Raw genomic sequence first — 22,106 nt, forward strand, 5'->3', positions numbered from 1 at the left:
GAATACTAGAGGTCTGATATGAATTATCATCCCGTCATTATTGCCGGCGGCGGCATTTCTGGTTTGTATTGCGCCTGGCGTTTGGCGCTGGCCGGGCAAAAAGTCGTGGTGCTGGAAGCCTCATCTGACCGCTGGGGTGGTCGCATAGAAACCGAAGACCTGGATGGCTTCATTGCTGAATGGGGACCCATGCGGTTCGAGCCCACGCTGCAGCCGCGCTTCGATAAATTGTGCCGTGATCTTGGTGTGAAACTGACCGAGTTCAGCGGCCCTGAAGGTGAAGAAGTCAACGCACCTACTTATGATTTGCCAGCAGAGGAAATGGGTCTCAACTCTCTGCAATTGCTCAAGCGCGGCATCATGCTGATCTTGGGGCAAGACCCACAAGACCAAGCCTGGATAGATGCCCAGACTGAAGCTGACTACCAGCGCATGCGCAAGCATGCACAACTCAATGGCCAGCCCTTATGGAGCATGGGTTTCTGGAACGCCATGTCCGCCGAAGGTGCACTCAGCCATCTGGCGCTGACCAAGCTGCGCGACACCGGCACTTTCTATCATATGATCCCGGAAAACCTGAATGCGATTGAATGGATCATCTGGTGGCTGCGGGCCCTGAAAACCGTAGGCCAGCAACTGGCCAGTGTGGATGGTGGCACCGCAAAACTGACCGAGAGCCTGATGGCCAAATTGCGCGGCCTCAGTAATGTGACCCTGGCCGGTGGTCATATGCTGACCAGCTTCAAACAAATCGCCATGGGCCAGCCCAGGCTGGAACTGGATGTACATACCAAGAACGGCAATATACAGTTGCAGACTGACAGGCTGATCCTGGCTCTGCCCAGGATGCCGCTGGTGAAACTGGCATCCTGCCTGCCTGAGCATGTCTCTTCACAACTGGATGCGGTGAATGGTTTCCCGATGTTGAAACTGTTTTTCGTCACAGACTCACCATGGTGGGATTATTCGCAACGACCGCAACAATATGCGAGTTGCCTGCCTACCCGTGAGATCCATTATTTCCGTCGCCCCCAAGGCCAGGACAAGGATGGTCATGGCATGGTCTTGCTGTACATGGACCGTCCATCGACAGAGTTCTGGAAGCACTATGTCATGGAAACCGACAAGCACGACCGCGCCGAGATCGACCAGAACGTCAAGATCGTTGATGCCTTCTCATTGTTTGTCGCACGCGATGTCAAACGCCTCGTCGATATCAAGCGTTCGGGCCTGAAACTGACTGATCAGGCCCAGCACATGTTTGAAGAAAAATCGCTGGAAGATACTCGCGACTTTATCAAGAATTCCATCGTGACTTATGGCATACGCGACTGGGCCAGGGCACCTTATGGCGCTGCCAACCATGGCTGGCAGCCAGGAGTGCGTTCATGGAAGGTCATGGATGTGTTCAAGGCCTTCGACTTTGGCAGCGGTGCCAAGAATATCCACATCGTCGGTGAGGCATACTCAGATTACCAGGGCTTTGTTGAAGGTGCTTTGAACACCTCGGAACTGGCTTTGGCGACAATACGCTCCAGTTAAAAGAAGAGTATTTGAATGGTATTTGTAATAGCAGGGGAGTCAGCGTGAGCTTGCTCCCCTTGTTTAACGCGATGTTCCAGTTTCTTCGGGGAGACTTCCTATATACCAAAGTATTGACAGTCAAATGCAAGAATGACAATCCAGGAGAAGCTTGTTACACTCTTTAAAGGTCCTCATGACCAAAGCCAAAATGGCAAGCATGTAGCTTAAATGGAGAAAGCTTGTGAGTAAAAGTACAAAACTGATCGCGGTAGTAGTGGTCCTGGCAATCGCCTATCCTGCAGCGGCCTGGTATACCGGAAAAAATGTAGAAACCAAACTGACAGAGACCAGCCTGAATCAGGCTAAATCTTCTCCTTATGTCAAAGTCATCAAGCAAGAGTATCAGCGCGGCGTGTTCTCTTCTACCCAGGACACAACGCTGGAGCTGACTTTTCCTGGCATGAAAAAACCGGATTTTCCTCTGCCTGGCGCCAGTGCTGATGCTGGTACTGACGCCAATACCGCGGGGCGGCCCGGCACCGATAATCCTGTTGCTGCTGATGCACCAGTTGCACCGGCAGCAGACCCTGCAGTCGCGGAAAAAACGTCGAAACCGCTACAAATACATTTTATCAATCATATTCAGCATGGCCCCTTGCCTGGATTTCGTGGCTACGGTGCCGCCCTGATCAAGACTGAACTGGTGCTCGATGCAGAAAGCAAGGCACAGCTCGCCAAGCTGTTTGGTACGGTCAACCCGATAGACATCACTTCGCGCCTGAATTATGGTGGCAGTGGTCGCGTCAGTATTTCCAGTCCGGCATTCAATACCGTCATGGAAAAAGACAAAGAAAAAGTCAACTGGCAAGGCTTAAGCCTGGAGGTCGGCTTTGAAAAAGATTACAAGGCATTTAACGTTGTCATGAGTGTCCCCGGTTTGACCGTCGATGGGTTGGAGGGTCAGTCATTCAAACTGGGTGCCGTCAGCCTCAAAGGTGAAGTAACGCAAGCCTACCCAGGCACCCGTCTTTACCTGGGCAAGACCGAGACCACTGTTGCCAATATCAGCTATACCGATAAAGCCGATACCAAGAAAAGCTTTATTCTGGATCAGTTCAAGTTGGGCACAGAAGCCAATATGAAAGATGAGCTGATGGACTTTGCTGCAAGAATTGGCGCCACCAAGCTCAGCTTTGATAATCAGGAGTTTACGGATTTTCATTATGACTATGGCGTCAGGCGCATTCACGGACCATCTCTCGCGAAAATCTCCGTTGCCTATACCGATGCGATGAGCGCGCCTGGTGATCCTGAAAAAACGGCTGCCCTGAAAGCCGTGTGGGATGAAGTCGCCGCGATTGTTCTGCAAAAAGAACCAGAACTGGTACTGGAACGCCTGAGTGTCATGACTGTCGATGGCGAAGCAAAACTCTCAGGTTCTGCCAAGCTGGTAGGTGCAACAGCGGCAGATGCGGCTAACCCCATGTTGCTGCTGCCAAAATTACAAAGCAATCTGGATGTTACTTTGACAGAGACATTGGTGGCCAAACTGGGTGGTGCCAACCAAAAAGATCCTGAAGCACAAAAAGCTGCGCAGGATGCCTTGGCCCAACAGATACAGGCTTTCGAAGGCCAGGGTTTTATCACTCGCAGTGGCAAACTCCTGAGTTCCAAAATCGAATGGAAGCAGGGCGCTTTGACCATTAACGGTAAACCATTTAGCAAACAATAATCATTGCCTTTGTAGTAATTATATTAAGTTGGTCAAATGCAGGCAATCATCCGGGCATACCGATGATTGCCTGCATTTTGTTTGGTGACACAGCTTTCTTTACAGATATCCTGACAATTTCGAGCAATTCGCATTGGCGATGCTAAAATACGGAGCTTTGCCGATTGAAAAATAGGCATTTGACGCTATATAACAGGAATTGCGCAAGAATTGAGCAAGAACTGCGGCAATTTATATCCGGTTTTTAGCCAAGAAATTAGTATTTCATTATTAAAATGACAGGAGTCTGAACGTGTTTATTTCCAATGCTTACGCACAAGCAGCCGCTGGCGGCGATCTCCAGAGCAGTCTGCTGACTATGTGGCCTTTGCTCCTGATGGTAGCAGTCATGTATTTCCTCATGATACGTCCTCAGATGAAGCGTCAGAAAGAGCAAAGAACAATGATGGATGCTCTGGCAAAAAATGATGAAGTGGTCACAGCAGGCGGTATCCTGGGTAAAGTGACCAAGGTGACCGATGCCTATATCACGATAGAAATTGCCAATGGCACGGAAGTCGTTGTGCAAAAAATGTCCATCACCATGATGCTGCCCAAGGGCACGATTAAAGCGATTTAATCAGCAAAACACGGCAACGCAGTCCCAAATAAACTGGGCTGCGTTGTGCTTTTTTAGCTTCCAATTATTTTTCCCATTATGAATCGCTATCCACTCTGGAAGTACATACTGATTCTGATCGCCCTGGTGTTCGGTGCTCTGTATACTGCACCAAATTTTTTTGGCGAATCACCTGCAGTACAAATCAGTAGCGGTAAAGCCACTGTCAAAGTCGAAACTGACATGGCTGGCCGTGTAGAAAAAGCGCTGGAACAGGCTGGCCTGAAAAGCAAAGATATCTCCTATGAATATAATGGTGTGCAAGGCACAGTTCGCGCCCGTTTTGACGATACAGATACTCAGTTCAAGGCCAAGGCAGCTCTCGAAAAAGCCCTGAACGCTGACCCTGCTGATCCTACCTATACGCTGGCTTTCAATCTCCTGCCAAATACACCAAAATGGATGCAGAGGCTGCATGCCTTGCCCATGTTCCTGGGTCTGGATTTACGTGGTGGTGTGCATTTCCTTATGCAGGTTGATACCAAAGCTGTTCTGAACAAGCGCATGCAAAGCTTGGTCTCCAGTGTGCGTAGCAATTTGCGTGAAAAAGAAGTGCGCCATGCTGGTTTGAATCGCGATGGTGACCTGATCAAGGTCAAGTTTCGTGATGCAGAGGAACGCACCAAGGCCAAGAATGTTTTGCTGTCACAGATGACGGACGTCGATTTGCTCGACACGGCTGGTAGTGATGGTGCCGACTTTGGCTTGCAAGTGAGTTTGAAGCCTAAGGCACTGAAAGATGTTGTCTCGGAGGGTATCAAGCAAAATATCACTGCCCTGTCCAAACGTGTGAATGAGCTGGGTGTTGCTGAGCCTATCATTCAACAACAGGGGGCTGACCGCATTGTTGTTCAATTACCAGGCGTACAAGACGTTGCGCGTGCCAAGAGCATTATCAACCGCCTCGCGACACTGGAAGTCCGTTTACTTGATGAAAGTGTCATCGGCGCAGTTGATGCCAATACCGCTGTTCCTTATGGCTCAGAAAAATTTGTCTCCAACCGTGGCGAGTTCCTGATACTCACCAAAGACCCTGTCATTACTGGTGACGATATCACTAATGCCACGTCCACTTTTGACCAGCACCAGCAGCCTGCGGTCAGCGTTGATTTGAATGGTGACGGCGGCAAGCGCATGGGCAATGCGACCAGTACCCGCATAGGCAAGCGCATGGCGATCGTCCTGTTTGAAAAAGGCAAGGGCGAAGTATTGATTGCCCCAACCATCAATGATGAATTGCGCAATCGCTTCATCATCACTGGCATGGGTACATCATCCGCCGCTGGTGATCTGGCCCTGTTGTTGCGCGCTGGTTCCCTGGCCGCACCGATGGAAATCATAGAAGAACGCACGATAGGTCCACAACTGGGTGTGGAAAATATCAAGCAGGGTCGCAATTCGACACTGTATGGTTTTATCGCAATCTCTGTTTTCATGATTGCCTACTACCTGATGTTTGGCTTCTTCAGCGTGCTGGCACTGTCATTCAACGTACTCTTGCTGGTGGCGCTTTTGTCACTGATGCAGGCGACGCTGACCTTGCCAGGTATTGCTGCGATTGCACTGGCATTGGGTATGGCGATTGATGCCAACGTGCTGATCAATGAACGCATACGTGAAGAACTACGCGCAGGCAAGACACCGCAAAAAGCCATAGAAGAAGGTTTCGATCATGCCTGGGCCACCATCCTTGACTCCAACGTGACCACCCTCATTGTTGGCCTGGCCCTGCTGGTATTTGGTTCTGGTGCGGTTCGCGGTTTTGCTGTGGTTCACTGTCTGGGTATTCTGACTTCGATATTCTCGTCCGTATTTGTCTCACGCGGCGTTGTGAACTTCTGGTACGGAAGAAAGAAAAAACTGGCGTCCATTTCTATTGGAACGATCTGGAAACCAACAGAAAGCGCTGGCAAGTAAGCAGCCAGACTATCAAGAACACAGGAATTCATCATGGAATTATTCCGTATTAAAAAAGACATTCCTTTCATGCGCCATGCGCTGATATTCAATGTCATCTCTGCACTGACCTTTGTCGCAGCTGTGTTTTTCCTGCTGCACAAGGGCCTGCATTTCTCGGTCGAGTTCACCGGTGGTACGGTCATGGAAGTGACTTACCCCAAGGCTGCCAATGTCGATGCCATACGCCATACGGTAGAAGAGCTGGGTTTCAAGGATTCACCAGTACAAACCTTTGGTAAAGCGCAGGACGTGGTAATACGTTTGCCGGAAACAAAAAAGGATGCCAGGGTCAGTGTTGCCGATACCGTGTTCGAGGCACTTTGCAAAATTGAAAGTGGCAACCTCGTTAAAGTTCCGGCCAGTGCAGCGAATGGTACGACTACAGAAAAACTCGCTTGTCAGGATGCCGCCAAAACCGAGCTGGTCAAGCTGCAAAGGGTAGAGCTGGTTGGCGCCCAGGTAGGTGATGAGCTGGCACATGATGGCTTGATGGCCTTGCTGTTCGTGGTGCTGGGCGTCATGCTGTATCTGGCAATACGCTTTGAATGGAAGTTTGCGGTAGCAGCGATTGTCGCCAACTTGCATGACGTTATCATCATCCTGGGTTTCTTTGCCTTTTTTGAATGGGAGTTCAACTTGTCGGTACTGGCAGCAGTACTGGCGGTGCTGGGTTACTCGGTAAATGAGTCTGTGGTTATTTTTGACCGTATCCGTGAAAATTTCCGCAAGCAACGCAAGATGTCTGTGACCGAAGTCATCGACAATGCGATTACCAGCACGATCTCACGTACCATCATCACCCACGGTTGTACGCAGATGATGGTGTTGTCGATGTTGCTGATAGGTGGCCCGACTTTACATTATTTTGCAGTTGCACTGACGATAGGTATCTGCTTTGGTATTTACTCTTCCGTATTCGTCGCAGCGGCGATAGCGATGTGGCTGGGTGTCAAACGTGAAGACTTGATCAAACCCGTCAAAGAAAAAGACGATACAGATGGTGCCGTTGTCTAAATATTTTGAAACCATGCAATAGTGTCTCTTCCATGTAACGGAAGGTATCTAAAATGAAAGCCAGCCTGTGTGCTGGCTTTTTCTTTGTTAGCATTCCAGTCTGAACTTTTTGACGTTGAACATAGTCTCAGGGGCGGCTGCAAATGAAGTGAAGATGATTTATTGATCAAGCCGGTGGACGTAGCCGGTCACGTTATGCAAATGTCTGTTGGGTACCCCTCTGCACTGGATAAAAATAATATGAGCAAATTCAAAACCCTGATTATCGTTGTTGCTCTGGCCGCCATTGGTGGCGCAGCCTACACTTACTTTAAACCATCTGGCAAAGCGTCAGGTGAAGGTGCTTCTGCAAAAACCGGTAGTGGTAATGGTGCTGCCGGTGCCGCTGGTGCAAGCGCAAACCGCCCTGTCAGTGTGTCAACCATCCTCGCGCAAAAACGTGACTATGATGTCAGGATTACCGCAAACGGCATGGTGACTGCATTAAATACGGTGGACATTCGTCCGCAGGTGAGCAGCACTATTGCCAAGGTGCATATCAAGGAAGGGCAGTTCGTCAAAGCCGGTGATGTTTTATTCACACTTGACAGCCGCGCAGATGAAGTCAATCTGGCAAAAGCCCAGGCACAACTTGATAAAGATGTGGCAACAATGGCTGATTATCAACGCCAACTGGCACGCAGCCAGGATTTGGTCAGCAAAAAATTTGTCGCGCAAAGCGCAGCCGATACCAGTCAGACTCAGGTTGATACGCAGCAAGCCGTGATTGCCTCAGACAAGGCCGCAGTGAATGCTGCCCGGGTTGCGCTCAGTTATAACCGTATTGTTGCCCCATCTTCGGGACGCACTGGCATTATCAATGTGTTCCCTGGTTCTCTGGTACAACCTGCAACTGCCGTTCCTCTGGTCAGCATTACCCAGATGGACCCGGTTGCGATTGCCTTCCCGCTGCCACAGCGCAATTTGCCTGATGCATTAGAAAGTATGAGGCGCAGTGACAGTTATGTCATGGCCAATTTGCCAGACACCACGATCAAGTTCAAAGGTAAATTACAGTTTGTTGATAACGCCGTGGATGCCGCATCCGGCACCATCAAGGTCAAGGCTGTATTCGATAACAAGGAATTGAAACTCTGGCCCGGTGCTTATGCCAATCTCGAACTCAGCGTACAGACCCTGAAAGATGTTGTCGTGGTACCGCAGGATGCCGTTATCGTAGGCCCTCGTGGTAGTTCGGTTTACATCGTCGATGCTGAAGGCAAGGCTGCCATGAAACCAGTGGTTGTCACCAATAGTTTTGGTGCAGATGCTGTCGTTACAGGCATCGATGCTGGTGCCAAAGTTGTGTTGGACGGCAAACAAAACCTGCGTCCTGGCGCTACCGTCAAGGAACGTAATGGCGATGGTAAAGAAGACAAGGGTGACAAGGGCGGCAAGGGCGGCAAGGGTGCTTCTGCCAGTTCCGCATCTGCAACTCCAGCGGCATCAGCAGCCTCAGCAGCGAGTGCATCATGAATTTGTCTGAATTATTCATACGCCGTCCGGTGATGACAGTATTGCTGAACCTGTCCATCGTCGTCGCAGGTATTCTGGCATATCGCTATATTCCTATCGCGGCTTTGCCAAGTTATAACACGCCAGTCATCAGTGTGAATGCCAATTTGCCTGGTGCCAGCCCTGAGACCATGGCAACTTCAGTGGCCTTGCCGCTGGAAAAGCAATTTGCGACCATACCTGGCTTGTCTATTATCAGTTCCAGCAATACTCTCGGCTCTACATCGCTGACGCTGGAATTTGACCAAAACCGCAATGTCGATGCCGCCGCCGTGGATGTGCAAGCGGCATTGTTGCGCGCGCAACGGTCCTTGCCAGTCGATATGACTTCACCGCCCTCATATCGCAAGGTGAATCCTGCTGATGCGCCAGTGTTGTTCATTGCCCTGACATCGCCGTCACTGAGCTTGTCTGAACTGACGAGTTATGCCGAGCATTTAATCTCGCCTAGTTTATCGACGCTCGAAGGTGTGGCGCAGGTAAATATTTTCGGCATCAAGCGTTATGCCGTGCGCATACGCGTCATGCCAGATGCTTTGCAGGCACGCAACCTGACGCTGGATGAATTGTCTGCATCCATCCGAACTTCGAATGCGAACACGCCAGTTGGTACGCTGGACGGTGACAAGCAAACACTGACTCTGCTGGCCAATAAGCAAATGCAGAGTGCGGCAGAATTTGCCAATCTGGTGGTCAGCAATAAAGGCGGGCAAGTCGTGCGCCTGCGTGAAGTGGCAACAGTTGAAGACAGCTATGAGCAAGTCAAGACCAACGCCAATTTCAATGGCGAAAGCTCAATTACCCTGGCGATACAAAGACAGACCGATGCCAATACCGTCAAGGTAGTAGATTCCATCAGGGCTGCCCTGCCAGGCTTCAAGGCACAGTTGCCTGCCTCGGTCACAATGAATCTGATCAATGACAGGTCTATTTCTATCCGTGACGCCTTGCATGATGTGAACCTGACCTTGCTGTTGACGATTTTCCTGGTCGTTATTGTTATCTTCCTGTTCTTGCGCCGCATGGTAGCGACCATCATCCCTACGATGTCCTTGCCGGTATCCCTGATCGGTGCCATCGCACTGTTGTGGGGCTTTGGCTACACGCTGGATAATGTCTCGTTGCTGGGTTTGACGCTGGCAGTTGGTCTGGTGGTTGATGATGCTATCGTTATGCTAGAAAACATCATGCGCCATGTGGAAAATGGCGAGCCGCCTTTCAAGGCTGCGCTACAGGGGTCGCGTGAAGTGGGCTTCACCATTATCTCGATTTCTACTTCGCTGGTGGCGGTGTTCATTCCTATCTTCTTCATGCCTGGCGTGATCGGTCAGTTATTCCATGAGTTTGCCGTAATCGTCACTCTGGCGATCGTTGCCTCTGCCTTTGTTTCGCTGACGCTAGTGCCCATGCTGGCCAGTCGCTTTTTGAAGAGTGAGCATGAACTCAAAGAGCCGCCAAAAGCAGTGGGCGCCATGTTGCACTTATTTGAAAATAGTTTCAATGCGTCTTTGCGTGGCTATACGCGTGGGCTGGACATGGCGCTGCGTCATCGCAAGCTGGTCTTGCTGATCGCACTGGCGACGTTTGCAGCTACCGCTTATCTGTTCAATGTCATCCCCAAGGGTTTCTTCCCACAAGAAGATATAGGACAGATCAATGTCTCAACCGAGGCTTCAGAAGAAACTTCCTTCCCTGCCATGGTGAGCTTGCAGGACAGGGTCGCCAAAATCATACGTGATGACCCTAACGTGGCAACCGCTACCTCATTTAACGGTGGTAGTGGTTCACAAAATACTGGTCGCATGTTCGTCAATCTGAAGCCGCGTGGTGAACGCAAGCCCATGAAGGACGTGGTAGATAGTTTGCGCAAAAAGCTCAATGAAGTGCCGGGTATCTCAGTCTTCCTGCGCCCTACCCAGAACCTGCAACTGGGCGGCCGCCCGAGCAAGAGCCAGTATCAATACATCCTGCAAAGTGTGGAAGCCGGTTCCCTCAGTGACTGGGCCATCAAGTTGCAAGAAAAATTGCGCAGTGACCCCGGTTTCAAGGATGTGACGACCGATTCACAATTGAAGGGTTTGCAGGCCAGCATTGACATCGATCGTGACCGTGCCAATGCCCTGGGTGTGAGCATGGACAGCATTCGTTCTGCGCTGTATAGCGCCTTTGGCGAACGCCAGATATCGACCATGTACACCAACGTTGATAGCTATCAGGTCATCATGGAAGTTGAGCCAGATGCCAAAAAAGATGAAAGTGCCATCAACGGTATTTTTGTCCGTGGCAACACTGGCACGCTGGTGCCCTTGTCCAGCATTGCTACTGTCAAACGCACGGTAGGGCCAACAGCCATCAACCACGTCGGGCAATTGCAGGCGGTGACGGTTTCTTTCAACCTGTCTCCTGGCACGGCATTGGGTGAAGCGACTAACCGTATAGAAAAATACCGCGATGAAATCAAATTGCCATCTTCCATTATTACTACCTATGGTGGTGATGCGGCGGTGTTCAAGGATTCGCAATCCGGCCAGGTTATCCTGATCGTTGCGGCCTTGCTGGTGATCTATGTTTTGCTGGGTGTGCTGTATGAAAGTTTTATCCACCCCATCACGATTCTGGCTGGTTTGCCTTCAGCTGCTGTTGGTGCCTTACTGACCTTGCAGATGTTTGGAGAAGACCTGACCCTGATTGCCACCATTGGTATTTTGCTGCTGATTGGTATCGTCAAGAAAAACGCCATCATGATGATTGACTTTGCGCTCGATGCGCAAAGGCATCACAACATGACCCCGCCAGAAGCAATTCGTGAAGCTTGCATACAGCGCTTCCGCCCCATCATGATGACCACGCTGGCGGCGCTGGTAGGTGCCTTGCCGATTGCCATGGGTCTCGGTGCTGGTGCTGAATTGCGTCAACCTTTGGGTTTGGCAGTGGTCGGTGGGCTAATCTTCTCACAAGCGATTACCCTGTTCATTACGCCTGTGATCTACCTGGCGCTTGATCGTTTCAGCGGCAAGGGCCCTATTATTGGTGACACGCTGGAAGTGAGATGAAGCAAGCGAAATGAAGCAAGCGAAATGAAGCAAGCGAAATGTAGGGATGGAAATAAATGAGCAGTCAATCCACTACGATATTGAAGGTGGATTGATTAGTGGACGATGAATGGATTGTAGATTGACCAAGGGAGAAGAATTAACCGCAGTCGTCTTCCTGCAAATGCTGCCTGAGTTTGAGTAAGCTGTTTTCCAGACTCAGGTAGTCATCTTCAGTATAAGTCTTGAAGCGGTGTTTACCCGATTGAACCACCTTAGGGAATACATCATCAAAAGTAGCGTCGCCCACAGCCGTCAGCTTGACGAATAACTGGCGCCGGTCATCATTGCCACGCTCACGTTGTATCAAGCCTTTTTGCTCCAGCCTGTCCAGTACGCCAGTCAGCGTACCTTTCGTGATCAGGGTTTTTTCACCGAGTTCTTTGCAAGTCATACCAGGCGTATTACCTAGCGTGGCGATGATATCGAATTGCGAATGCGTAAAACCCAGTTTGCGCACATTCCTGGCAGAAGCCTGTTCAAATAATTGCATGCACTCCGACAGTAATCGTATGCTGCGCAGGTAGCGTTCACCCATGAGATTAATTGTGAGGTTGATGGTCTGGCCCGCAATGAACGTCAGCGGACCAGACCAGGGACGGCAACTAATTGACAATTAGTCAGCCTTGATTGCTTCTACCTGGATAGCCAGTTTTACTTCTGGTGCAAAACGTGGTGTACCAAAGTTCATCCCAAAATCAGTACGTTTGAATTCTGCAGATGCATCTGCACCGCAAGCTTCTTTCTTGAACATAGGATGCTGGATACACTTGAATTTATTGATCGTCAATGTGACTGGCTTTGTCACACCCAGCATCGTCAATTCACCGATAACAGCAACAGGTGTATCGCCATCAAATTTGATGGAGGTACCTTTATAAGTCGCTGTTGGGAACTGTGCAACATTGAACAAGTCTTTTGTCTTTGCATGCTCATTCATTTTTTCGTGACCAAAGTCGATGGAGCTGGTATCGATAACGATATCCACAGTGCCAGTTTTGGCGGCACGGTCCAGTACGATTTTGCCACTTGTTTTTGTGAACTTGCCGCGCCATACAGAAATGCCCATGTGGTCAGCTTCAAAACTTGGATAAGTATGATTAGGTTCGATGTTGTATGTCTGGGCAAATGCTGGTGCAGTGCTGATCAACAGGGCAGCGGCGATAAGTTTAGCGATTTTCATTTATGACTCCTGAATGGCGAAAATTTGTTTGATTAAAAAGGGGGTACTCGGTATTACGGGTTTGTTACTACGTGAAACTTGATCTGTACTTCATCGGCGACCATGCCGGTATCTTTCCATTCGCCTTCACCGATGTTAAAGGTCAGGCGTTTGATAGGCAGGCTGCCATCAAAAACTTGGGCATTGCCTTCTTTCTTGACGCTTAAGGGGAAGCTGACATCCACAGTCTTGCCCTTGATGCTGAGCTTGCCAGTGACATCCAGCTTGCCTGCTGCGCCTGCTTTCATAGACGTGGAGACAAAGCTGGCTTTAGGGAAGGCAGCAGCATTGAACCATTCCTTCTTCAAGACTTCTTTATTGTATTCAGCATCTCCCAAATCAAAGCTGGCGACATCAATGTCTACCGTTGCTTTTGAAGCTTCTGGTTTTGCGCTGTCATAGTCGATGTTAGCCGCAAATTTTTTGAATTTGGCATCAACTGGCACATTCATTTGCTTGAAGACAATGTTGACTGTGCTTTTGGCCGCATCAACCTTCAGGGCGGCAGCGATGGCCGGGCTGGCGATCAGCACTGCTACGGCAACGGAAATGGCGATTTTTTTCATGGAATAGGTAGACATACTTGGACCTGTTAAAAAGAAATTAACTAATAAGAATTAAAAACGTGGACGCATGCGATTCAAGAGTCCGTCTTTATCATAGAAATGATGCTTGAGTGCCGCAGCGACATGCAGTAAGACCAGGACGAACATGACTTTGTTTAAAATTTCATGCAATTCTTTTAAAGTCCCCTTGATTTCCGGGTTGGGCGCTATTAATACTGGTAATTCAAATAATCCCAGATAGACTACCGGATAGCCCGCTGCCAGGGTGTAAAAATAACCAGATAAGGGCACAGCAAACATCAGCGCATACAGCAGAATATGGGTGCCATTGGCAAGCTGGGTTTGCACCTTACCCATGCTGTCTGGATAAGGAGGGGCCTTGCTCAACAGACGTGAGATAAGGCGCACGGCAACAAAGCCAAGCACCGTAACACCGAGCCACTTATGGTATGAAAAATATTGCAGCTTTGTCGGACTGATACGCATGTCCACCATGATATTGCCCAGGATAAAGGCAATGACAATCAGCACCGCAATAAGCCAGTGCAATGCTATGCTGAAATTAGAATACCGTTGAGTGGCTGCCATGCTGGCTCCTCTGATGAAAGAGATAATTAGTTCGAAGTAGAACTAATATAGCGCAAAAATAGAAAGTCTGCTGAAAGCCGCCCAATTTTTAAGCGGATAATATGTAAGCAGCTGCTACATCATGTTTTTGAAACTGCTTCTTGCAGCTATACTTTGTCCGAAATCTCCGCGCAATTTGCTATAAAAAGGTTTTTCCCCTGCCATTAAGGCATTCATTTATCATTGGCATACTTGTCAATTCATCATATCAATAATGAAACCAGAAATTCCAGAAAAACTCTTGGGGAAGATATTAGTTGACCCAGCCAAAAACGTGTTTGGCAATATGGCTGGCGCCGTCAGTGAAACCACGGGTCTGCTGGATCAAAGCGGGCCGTTGAAACCGGGTACAGGCCTTGCTAGTGGTGTGCTGGCATTGACACTGGCATTTCTGTGCTTGCTGGGCGTGATCGCTTTCCACTTCCCCCAGTATTTGACCACGCCTGAATTGCGCAAGAACTATTCGCCTGATTTGATACGTCACATTCTCTTCGCTGCCCTGGTGCTCTCGGGCGTAATCAGCTTATTGAATATATTGTTCAATCGTCGGCGTGGTTTGAATGCGGTAGCGGCCGCTTTGGTCATTGGTGCCGTGGCTTTTGGCGGATCACATGTGCCAGTTGCCGATTTTCCTGATCATACGCCTTATATTGGCCTGGACTGGTTTATCCTGGATTTGTTGGGGTCGACGATCATTTTCGTGGTCATAGAAAAAATCTTCCCACTCTATAAGGGACAATTGATTTTCCGCCGTGAGTGGCAGACTGACATGGTGCATTTTGCCGTCAATCATTTCATCGTCGGCCTGGCCTTGTTGACAGTCAACTTCGCCATCCACCGCCTGTTTGGCTGGATGGCTCATGACAGTGTGCGCGACTTTGTGCAGTCCATCTGGTTCTTCCCGCAGTTACTGCTGTGTATTTTGGCTGCAGATATGGTGCAGTACTGGACGCATCGCGCCTATCATGAGATTCCATTCCTATGGCGCTTCCACGCCGTCCATCATTCAGCCAAGACCATGGACTGGCTGGCAGGTTCACGTCAGCACATCCTTGAGTTGATCTGCACCCGCGTTGGTGTGCTGGGTGCCCTGTATGTCCTTGGGTTTGACAAGACCGTCATGGATGTTTACATCATCGTGGTTGGCTTCCAGGCAGTATTCAATCATGCGAATGTGCATTTGCCATGGGGCCCTGTCAAGTATGTGATCGTCACGCCAGATTTTCATCACTGGCATCATTCATCAGATGATGTGGCGATCGACAGAAACTATGCCGCCCATTATGCCTTCCTTGACCACTTGTTTGGTACTGCGATCAAAGGTCAAGAAGGTTTTCCTGAGAAATATGGTGTGCAGGGTGACTATATGCCGGATGGTTTCGTGAAACAGCTGATGTTCCCGTTCCGTTCGCAGAAGTAAGCTCGCAGAAGTAACAATAAAAACAAAACAGGCAGATCAAATGATCTGCCTGTTTTGTTTAGTGCTGCTAAAGCCAGAATTTAAAACCTAGTTTAAATCGCTTTTGCCAGTTTCGCTGCAATACCGGTGTAGTTCGCTGGTGTCATTGCCAGCAACAAATCCTTGGCTTCGCGCGGGATCGCCAGTCCTTCAACAAACTCTTGCAAGGCTTCTTTGGTGATGCCTTTGCCGCGTGTCAGTTCTTTCAATTGTTCGTAAGCGTTTTCAACCGCATAGCGACGCATGACGGTTTGTACCGGTTCTGCCAATACTTCCCAGGTTGCGTTCAGGTCTGCAGCCAGGCGCTCTGGATTTGTTTCCAGTTTGTTCAAACCGCGCAGGCAACTGTCGTAGGCCAGCAGGGTATAACCAAAAGCCACACCGATATTGCGCAGGACGGTAGAGTCCGTCAGGTCACGCTGCCAGCGGGACACTGGCAATTTTTCTGACAGATGGCGCAGCAGGGAATTAGCCAGGCCCAGATTGCCTTCAGAATTTTCAAAGTCAATAGGGTTGACTTTGTGCGGCATGGTGGAAGAACCAATTTCACCTGCCTTGGTTTTTTGCTTGAAATAACCGACTGAGATATAACCCCAGATGTCGCGGTTCAAATCCAGCAGGATGGTATTGACGCGGGCAAAGGCATCAAACATTTCGGCCATATAATCATGCGGCTCGATTTGTATGGTGTAGGGGTTATACGTCAGGCCCAGGCGTTGCTCGATCACGTTTTTGGAAAAGCTCTCCCAATCATGAGCGGGGTAGGCTGACAAGTGGGCATTGTAATTACCGACTGCGCCATTCATCTTGCCGAGAATGTCAACTTGCTCTATACGCTTGATCGCGCGTTGCAGACGGGCGACCACGTTCGCCATTTCTTTGCCTAAAGTAGTTGGGCTGGCAGCTTGTCCATGGGTGCGCGACAGCATGGGCACGTCAGCATTTACGTGTGCCAGTTCAGTCAATCTGGCAATAAGCTTGCGCAAAAATGGCAGCATGACATCATTGCGCGCCGTCTTCAACATCATGCCGTGTGAAGTATTATTGATATCTTCAGACGTGCAGGCAAAGTGGATGAATTCGCTGGCAACAACCAGCTCAGGCACATCTTTGACTTGCTCTTTCAACCAATATTCCACGGCTTTGACATCGTGGTTGGTGACCGCTTCGATTTCCTTGATGCGTTGTGCGTCTGCCTCAGAAAACTCAGCAACGAGTTTGTCGAGCAAGGCATTCGCCGCCGGAGAAAAAGCCTTGATTTCATCGAAACCGGCTTGTGATAAGGCTTGCAGCCAGGATACTTCAACTTTAACGCGGTGATGCATGAAGCCAGCTTCAGACAAAGTGGCGCGCAAAGCGTCAACCTTGCTTGCATAGCGACCGTCGAGCGGAGAAAGGGCGGAGAGTGAGGATAAGGACATGATGGGCTATAGAGATGGAATGACAGAAAGCCTTGCGCAAAAAACAACAAAAGTGTAGATTTTGCAAATGGTAAAGATTTGGCAAAAATTTACAATTGTTGTGTAAATACAGATTTTTTTGCACCGAATACGCGATTTTACCATTTGAATGCATTCAAATTATAGAATCGTAGTGATGTTGCTGCTCCGCACGTCTGTCCTTCAAGCACGGGTTTTGCTGGAAGGCGATGCTATAATCCGCGCTAAACCTACTACCAGATTCCTATGAAACTTATTGGCTCCATCACCAGTCCTTATGTAAGAAAAGTCCGCGTTGTCATGGCGGAGAAGAAACTTGATTACGTTTTTGTTCAAGAAAACGTGTGGGCAGCGGCTACCACGATACAGCAATCCAACCCACTCGGAAAAGTACCCTGTCTCTTGATGGAAGACGGCGGTGCGATGTTTGATTCGCGCGTCATTGTCGACTATATCGATACCCTGACACCCGTTGGCAAACTGATTCCGGCACAAGGCCGTGAACGTGTGGAAGTCAAATGCTGGGAAGCCTTGGCAGATGGCATCATGGATGCCGCCATCCTGGTGCGCCTGGAAAAAACCTTGCGCCCGACAGAACAGCAAAGCCAGGAATGGATAGACAGGCAAATGAGTAAAGTTCATGCTGGCTTGAAATCCATGGCCAGCGGCCTGGGCGATACAGCGTTCTGTACCGGCACCCACCTGACCCTCGCTGATATCAGCGTGGCTTGTGCACTGGGCTGGTTGGCCTTCCGCTTCCCGGAAATAGACTGGCGTGGTGACTATCCAAATCTGGCCAAACTGTTCGATAAATTATCGGAACGTGCTTCTTTCAAAGACACAGTGCCTCAATAATTACAATAAATACGCGCAACAAGCAGACTGAAAATTAAAAGGGATGTAGCGTGAGCGACATCCCTTTTTGTTTTCTGCCGCACTAGCGAACTGGCAGTGATTACTGCAACTTATTCTTCTGTAGACATTTGCGATTGCAAATAATTCTGGATACCGATTTTCTCTATCAATTCCAATTGTGTTTCCAGCCAGTCTATATGCTCTTCAGTATCTTCCAAAATGACCTGGAACAAATCGCGTGACACATAATCACCAACTGCTTCACAAGTGGCGACGCCTTCCTTGACTGTCTTTTGCGCAGCAACTTCCAGCTTCAAATCACATCCCAGCATTTCTACCGTGTCTTCACCTATCATCAACTTGTGTAAAGCTTGCAGATTTGGCAGGCCACCCAGCATGAGGATGCGGTCGATGAGTTTGTCAGCGTGCTTCATTTCGCCGATGGATTCTTCGTATTCCTTCTTGGCTATTTTTTCAAAACCCCAATGCTTATACATGCGTGCATGCAAAAAATACTGATTGATCGCACTCAATTCATTGGTGAGTTGTGCATTAAGCAGTTTGATGACTTTCGCGTCGCCTTTCATGGCTTTCCTTCCTGTGGCTATGGATATTGTTGGTGAGGTGTTTGCTGACGAGCTTGATGCTTGCATGCTTTTATCACATGATAGATCATTCAGTGGCAGTTGCAAAATGAAGATGACCTAGATCACTGAATTTGCTGTATTAAATGCTTGAGTGAGACAATATTTTGACGCTGATTGAAGAGATGAAGAGCAATTATTCTCATTTAGTTTTCTATAATCTGAAAAGAGAAAAAGCCTTTCAGTGCTTAGCCTTAGTTTGCGCTAAATTTATCATCAGACATTTGCATCTGTTTCTGGCTCGCTGTTCGCTTGATTGTTGAATTGGATAATTTGCAGACCTTAAATTTCAGCTCTTTCAAGCTGGGTTTTTTTAAGCTGATTTAGTTTCATATTGCCCGGACAAAAATCCGATTTATTTATCGCTCATGTCTTGGTGAAAAGTTTGACTAAAGCCTTTATGTTCTTTGAAAGCAGATATGGATGAGTTTCGGAGTAAATATAATCTATTGATTGGCGCGTATGTGGATGCCCGAAAACTGTTATGCGCTTCGATACGGGATGAATCCTCGATTGACGAATTACTTGCTTATGGAGAAGACGTTATGGCGTCTGAACCGGGAATTGCCTTACGATTTTTCGGAAGAGTGTTGGAGTTAGACTCCAAGAATATTAGCGCACTAGTTTATTCAGCGCTTTGTTATTGGTCATCTGGTGATGATGTAGGCTTCCAAAAATTACGTGACCGAGCGTTGAGGCTTGCACCTGAGGACCCAAAAGTGCTGGAACTGGTTGATCGCTGAGTCAGGCCTTTCTGATTCATATGATTGCTTCACGTCGCAGAGTTGTGTCTGTTGACGATGACAGCAAGGGTGGTATACTCCGATTGCTAAGTTGGCAATATTTAAAGTACTTTGAGTCAGCCTGAAAATATTGCGCGATTTGAGTGGTAGGTCAGGAACTCTTCGCTTGTTAATAATCCGAAAGGATCTAATAGTGCAATACAGTGCCATTGCTTCATCATCCGCAAATGCAGAGCCGGCAAAGCATCTTCGCTTGAACGCCATCCGCCTGGTTTTTGCTTCAACACTACTTGCCATGCTGACGACTTCATGCGCGCAAAGTCCTGATGCACTGGCGCAGGGAAATGGTTCCTCCGGTACTGCCTCTTCCTCAACTTCTATCGCCAACAAGAAATCTATGGAAACCAATCATCAAAATGCATCTCCAGAAGTGCCGCAAATGACTGCTGAGGAAATCAGCAAGCGTATGCTGGACCTGATGGGCAAGATTAAAACGGCTGAGGATATTTCTGCCAAAAATCTGGAAATCGCGACTGGCCTCAAGGTCTACGTCAACGCTGACAATCCCGATAAATATGCAGTGGGCGCAAAAATTACCGATACCTGGTTCTTTAACATTAAAGTGATATCCGGTAGCAAAGGCGGCAAATCCAGTCGGTTGATATTCTCTTTTGACGACCAAACCCATAGCGACGCAGATATGACACCGATCTGCAAAGTCGATTTTGACGCCTATTTGAAGCGACTAACTGAACTCGGTTTTCAATCAGAGCCGTACTATGGAGAACATAATCGGCTCATTTACTGGAATTTCTCGCGTGGGAAAGTTGAGTTGCAAATTTCCCTTTGCGGAGAAAGTAACGAAAAGGCGACGCACAAGTGTGTCTCCATGATAGTCATTGACGTCTAAAAAGGAAGTCACATGACTGGAGCAAATGACAAGCCCAATGCGGCGCCACCGACTGCTGAGCAAAAGCTTGATAAGATCATCAAGGACTTCGGTCATGCCAATAAGACTGCGAACAATAATCCCGGCGATGATTTGGCCACGCTCCTCGATGCTTCACCTGATCTGAAGAAGCGTATCCTCGACTCGGTTGATAAAGGGTTTTTGACTAAATTTCAGGCGCTTCCTGCCAATTCTGGTACCGGCGGTTCGTACGACCCGAGTGCAAAAGCCATCAATGTGCCGATGGACGTACTCCAGAAAGCCAGTACGAGCGAACGCAGTAAGGGTGAGCTGATTTTTGTGATGGGTCATGAAATCCAGCATTCATTCAATGCCGCCGCGACCAGAAAGATAACGCAAGATTTCCTTGATGGCACCACGACGCTGGCAAAGAGCAAGGCGTCGCCACACGACTATACGCAAGTGACTGAAAATTTTATCCAGGCTTCTCGTAAAGACGAAGCCTCCGCACATATCGGCGGCTTCAATGCGATTGTCTCGCAAGCCAGAAAAGATAATCCAAAAGCGACACTTGAAGATATCTACAGCACTGCCCCGGGACGCATGCAGGATTTCATTGCTGTGAGTGGCACTCCAGGAAATGATAACTACGCCATGAAGCCAGGATTGGCTATCGATGCAGATATGAGCATGCCCTACTCGCAAGGTAATATTGCGACCATGGGCAAGTATTACTTTGACAAATCCGCAAAGCAATCCCAGCTCGGTGCAAATGGCAATCTCGATTACACCAATTTTTATGGCAGCTGGGCAGTGAATGTTGCAGGTAATAATGAAAAAGCGTATCAGGATTATTATCACAAAACTGACAAGAAATATGCTACGCCTGAAGTGCAGTTCGATATGAAGCGACTGGGCTTGCAACAAGACCTGATCAACCAGAATGTAAAATTTTCCGACAACAAAACCTTGTCTTATGTCGATACCAGCGATGGAAAGAAAAAGCCTGCAATTTTCGATCCGAACGCGCATCCTAACCCTGCTCCTCCGGTAAGTCCTGTCACGAACCATGCAATGGCTAGGGATTCCAAACTTGATCTGATTGATGGAACATCAGTTCCGGTCAACTCGTCGAAGACAGTCCCCTTGTCGTCTGCCAAAAACAGTGCAGACCTGCTCATGGGCGACGACACGCCATCCAGTCGCTTGCTCAGGAGTGTGCCCGAATCGCTTAGAACTGACCAACCAAAATTGGGGTGAGCGCAAGAATTACATAAAAATGTAACCAGGCATGGGAAGCTTGCAACTTTCCTGAGTTTTATTGATGTCTATGCAGGTGTTGATAATGTGAAAGTACGTGGTTATGCAATCCAAAGCTTTTGCTTGGTCATGTCTCTCATGTTCAAATGCACCCCTGGCAAAGCATCTCCGCATGAGCACCATTCGTTTGGTCTGCGCTTTGGTACTAATTACCATGCTGTCGACATTTTGTGCGCAAAGCCGTAGTGCACTGGCAGATGGCAATAGTTCTTCTGGTACCTACTCCTCCTCAACTTCTATCGCAAATAAGAAATTTATGGATACACTTCATCAAAACGTATCGCCAGGAGTTCTACAAATGACTGCCGAGGAAGTCAGCAGGCTTATCTTGGACCTGATCAGTAAAATCAAGACAGCCGAAGATTTTTCCGCTAAAAAATTGGAAAATGCGACAGGTCTCAAAGTTTATTTTGACCCGGTCAATTCCAAAGAATATGGGGCTAGCGTAAAAATTACCGATACCTGGTTCTTTAATATTACCGTGATCTCAGGCAGCAAGGACGGCGAGCGTAGCCGTTTGCTATTTTCCTTCGATGATCAAACTCATGGTCACGCCGATATGACCCCGATCTGCAAAGTCGATTTTGCAGCCTATACAAAACGACTGAATGAACTTGGCTTTCAAAAAAAACCCGTTTATGGCGAACACGGTCGTCTCAGTACCTGGCGTTTCTCACGTAATGAAATTGTGATTCATGTGGACATTCGAGGAGAAAGCAAAGAAAAACCTCATCATGATTGTGTCTCTATGATTACCATTGACGCTTAAGGTGGATGCCTGTCGATTT

At 48.5% G+C, this 22,106-nt stretch carries 19 protein-coding genes; 13 read left to right on the forward strand and 6 right to left on the reverse strand.

Annotated elements, in window-relative coordinates; all coding sequences use genetic code 11:
• Positions 1-18 precede the first annotated feature (18 nt).
• From ACO0LG_RS13285 to ACO0LG_RS13315, 7 genes are all read left to right on the forward strand, one after another.
• Positions 19-1,542, forward strand: a complete 1,524-nt coding sequence (locus ACO0LG_RS13285; RefSeq protein WP_423027024.1) for a flavin monoamine oxidase family protein — start codon at positions 19-21, stop codon at positions 1,540-1,542.
• A gap of 223 nt (positions 1,543-1,765) precedes the next feature.
• Positions 1,766-3,256 (forward strand): YdgA family protein, encoded by a 1,491-nt coding sequence (locus ACO0LG_RS13290; RefSeq protein ID WP_423027026.1) that lies wholly within the window; start codon positions 1,766-1,768, stop codon positions 3,254-3,256.
• A 292-nt stretch (positions 3,257-3,548) separates the two neighbouring features.
• Complete coding sequence (gene yajC, locus ACO0LG_RS13295; RefSeq protein ID WP_423027028.1) at positions 3,549-3,875, forward strand: preprotein translocase subunit YajC; 327 nt, start codon at positions 3,549-3,551, stop codon at positions 3,873-3,875.
• A gap of 78 nt (positions 3,876-3,953) precedes the next feature.
• Complete coding sequence (gene secD / locus ACO0LG_RS13300) at positions 3,954-5,831, forward strand: protein translocase subunit SecD (RefSeq protein WP_423027030.1); 1,878 nt, start codon at positions 3,954-3,956, stop codon at positions 5,829-5,831.
• Between the two features lie 33 nt (positions 5,832-5,864).
• The gene (gene secF, locus ACO0LG_RS13305; RefSeq protein ID WP_423027032.1) at positions 5,865-6,887 is read left to right on the forward strand and encodes a protein translocase subunit SecF; all 1,023 of its coding nucleotides are present in this window, start codon (positions 5,865-5,867) and stop codon (positions 6,885-6,887) included.
• 240 nt (positions 6,888-7,127) lie between these two features.
• Entirely contained in the window at positions 7,128-8,402 is a 1,275-nt protein-coding gene (locus tag ACO0LG_RS13310; RefSeq protein WP_423027034.1) for an efflux RND transporter periplasmic adaptor subunit, read from the forward strand.
• The gene (locus ACO0LG_RS13315) at positions 8,399-11,494 is read left to right on the forward strand and encodes an efflux RND transporter permease subunit (RefSeq protein WP_423027036.1); all 3,096 of its coding nucleotides are present in this window, start codon (positions 8,399-8,401) and stop codon (positions 11,492-11,494) included. Before ACO0LG_RS13310 ends, ACO0LG_RS13315 begins: the two co-directional genes overlap by 4 nt.
• Positions 11,495-11,633: 139 nt before the next feature.
• On the opposite strand, the gene ACO0LG_RS13320 is transcribed toward ACO0LG_RS13315, so the two are convergent.
• Genes ACO0LG_RS13320 through ACO0LG_RS13335 form a run of 4 tightly spaced genes read right to left on the reverse strand, consistent with a single transcriptional unit; the run spans position 11,634 to position 13,909 of the window.
• Positions 11,634-12,149, reverse strand: coding sequence for a MarR family winged helix-turn-helix transcriptional regulator (locus tag ACO0LG_RS13320; protein ID WP_423027038.1), 516 nt, complete (start codon positions 12,147-12,149; stop codon positions 11,634-11,636).
• Complete coding sequence (locus ACO0LG_RS13325; RefSeq protein ID WP_423027040.1) at positions 12,150-12,716, reverse strand: YceI family protein; 567 nt, start codon at positions 12,714-12,716, stop codon at positions 12,150-12,152.
• Between the two features lie 53 nt (positions 12,717-12,769).
• The gene (locus tag ACO0LG_RS13330) at positions 12,770-13,321 is read right to left on the reverse strand and encodes a YceI family protein (RefSeq protein ID WP_423027265.1); all 552 of its coding nucleotides are present in this window, start codon (positions 13,319-13,321) and stop codon (positions 12,770-12,772) included.
• A 51-nt stretch (positions 13,322-13,372) separates the two neighbouring features.
• On the reverse strand, positions 13,373-13,909 hold the full coding sequence (locus tag ACO0LG_RS13335; protein WP_423027042.1) for a cytochrome b: 537 nt from the start codon (positions 13,907-13,909) through the stop codon (positions 13,373-13,375).
• Positions 13,910-14,234: 325 nt separating this feature from the next.
• On the opposite strand from ACO0LG_RS13335, the gene ACO0LG_RS13340 reads away from it, so the two are divergent.
• The gene (locus ACO0LG_RS13340) at positions 14,235-15,368 is read left to right on the forward strand and encodes a sterol desaturase family protein (protein WP_423027267.1); all 1,134 of its coding nucleotides are present in this window, start codon (positions 14,235-14,237) and stop codon (positions 15,366-15,368) included.
• Positions 15,369-15,460: 92 nt separating this feature from the next.
• Here the strand turns inward: ACO0LG_RS13340 and purB are convergent, their stop codons facing one another.
• Positions 15,461-16,828 carry an adenylosuccinate lyase gene (gene purB / locus ACO0LG_RS13345; protein WP_423027044.1) on the reverse strand — a complete coding sequence of 456 codons (1,368 nt, stop codon included), beginning with the start codon at positions 16,826-16,828 and terminating at the stop codon, positions 15,461-15,463.
• Between the two features lie 264 nt (positions 16,829-17,092).
• Between purB and ACO0LG_RS13350 the strand changes: the two genes are divergently transcribed.
• Entirely contained in the window at positions 17,093-17,701 is a 609-nt protein-coding gene (locus tag ACO0LG_RS13350) for a glutathione S-transferase (RefSeq protein ID WP_423027046.1), read from the forward strand.
• Between the two features lie 110 nt (positions 17,702-17,811).
• On the opposite strand, the gene bfr is transcribed toward ACO0LG_RS13350, so the two are convergent.
• On the reverse strand, positions 17,812-18,288 hold the full coding sequence (gene bfr, locus ACO0LG_RS13355) for a bacterioferritin (protein ID WP_423006739.1): 477 nt from the start codon (positions 18,286-18,288) through the stop codon (positions 17,812-17,814).
• Between the two features lie 464 nt (positions 18,289-18,752).
• On the opposite strand from bfr, the gene ACO0LG_RS13360 reads away from it, so the two are divergent.
• The 4 genes from ACO0LG_RS13360 (at position 18,753) to ACO0LG_RS13375 (ending at position 22,087) form a co-directional block, all read left to right on the forward strand.
• Positions 18,753-19,088 (forward strand): hypothetical protein, encoded by a 336-nt coding sequence (locus ACO0LG_RS13360; RefSeq protein ID WP_423027048.1) that lies wholly within the window; start codon positions 18,753-18,755, stop codon positions 19,086-19,088.
• A 193-nt stretch (positions 19,089-19,281) separates the two neighbouring features.
• Positions 19,282-19,998 carry a hypothetical protein gene (locus tag ACO0LG_RS13365; RefSeq protein WP_423027050.1) on the forward strand — a complete coding sequence of 239 codons (717 nt, stop codon included), beginning with the start codon at positions 19,282-19,284 and terminating at the stop codon, positions 19,996-19,998.
• A 12-nt stretch (positions 19,999-20,010) separates the two neighbouring features.
• Positions 20,011-21,258 (forward strand): hypothetical protein, encoded by a 1,248-nt coding sequence (locus ACO0LG_RS13370; RefSeq protein WP_423027052.1) that lies wholly within the window; start codon positions 20,011-20,013, stop codon positions 21,256-21,258.
• 172 nt (positions 21,259-21,430) lie between these two features.
• On the forward strand, positions 21,431-22,087 hold the full coding sequence (locus tag ACO0LG_RS13375; protein ID WP_423027053.1) for a hypothetical protein: 657 nt from the start codon (positions 21,431-21,433) through the stop codon (positions 22,085-22,087).
• Positions 22,088-22,106 lie beyond the last annotated feature (19 nt).

The sequence above is a fragment of the Undibacterium sp. Ji42W genome, from assembly GCF_049340405.1.
Lineage (GTDB): Bacteria > Pseudomonadota > Gammaproteobacteria > Burkholderiales > Burkholderiaceae_D > Undibacterium.

What these genes read in the sequence shown, in the direction of transcription:
- ACO0LG_RS13340 (WP_423027267.1), top strand. Translation starts at nt 14,235, where the DNA reads ATGGCTGGCGCCGTCAGTGAAACCACGGGTCTGCTGGATCAAAGCGGG.
- purB (WP_423027044.1), bottom strand. Translation starts at nt 16,828, where the DNA reads ATGTCCTTATCCTCACTCTCCGCCCTTTCTCCGCTCGACGGTCGCTAT.
- ACO0LG_RS13370 (WP_423027052.1), top strand. Translation starts at nt 20,011, where the DNA reads ATGACTGGAGCAAATGACAAGCCCAATGCGGCGCCACCGACTGCTGAG.
- ACO0LG_RS13315 (WP_423027036.1), top strand. Translation starts at nt 8,399, where the DNA reads ATGAATTTGTCTGAATTATTCATACGCCGTCCGGTGATGACAGTATTG.
- ACO0LG_RS13310 (WP_423027034.1), top strand. Translation starts at nt 7,128, where the DNA reads ATGAGCAAATTCAAAACCCTGATTATCGTTGTTGCTCTGGCCGCCATT.
- ACO0LG_RS13375 (WP_423027053.1), top strand. Translation starts at nt 21,431, where the DNA reads ATGAGCACCATTCGTTTGGTCTGCGCTTTGGTACTAATTACCATGCTG.
- secF (WP_423027032.1), top strand. Translation starts at nt 5,865, where the DNA reads ATGGAATTATTCCGTATTAAAAAAGACATTCCTTTCATGCGCCATGCG.
- ACO0LG_RS13285 (WP_423027024.1), top strand. Translation starts at nt 19, where the DNA reads ATGAATTATCATCCCGTCATTATTGCCGGCGGCGGCATTTCTGGTTTG.
- ACO0LG_RS13335 (WP_423027042.1), bottom strand. Translation starts at nt 13,909, where the DNA reads ATGGCAGCCACTCAACGGTATTCTAATTTCAGCATAGCATTGCACTGG.
- ACO0LG_RS13325 (WP_423027040.1), bottom strand. Translation starts at nt 12,716, where the DNA reads ATGAAAATCGCTAAACTTATCGCCGCTGCCCTGTTGATCAGCACTGCA.
- bfr (WP_423006739.1), bottom strand. Translation starts at nt 18,288, where the DNA reads ATGAAAGGCGACGCGAAAGTCATCAAACTGCTTAATGCACAACTCACC.
- ACO0LG_RS13350 (WP_423027046.1), top strand. Translation starts at nt 17,093, where the DNA reads ATGAAACTTATTGGCTCCATCACCAGTCCTTATGTAAGAAAAGTCCGC.
- secD (WP_423027030.1), top strand. Translation starts at nt 3,954, where the DNA reads ATGAATCGCTATCCACTCTGGAAGTACATACTGATTCTGATCGCCCTG.
- ACO0LG_RS13330 (WP_423027265.1), bottom strand. Translation starts at nt 13,321, where the DNA reads ATGAAAAAAATCGCCATTTCCGTTGCCGTAGCAGTGCTGATCGCCAGC.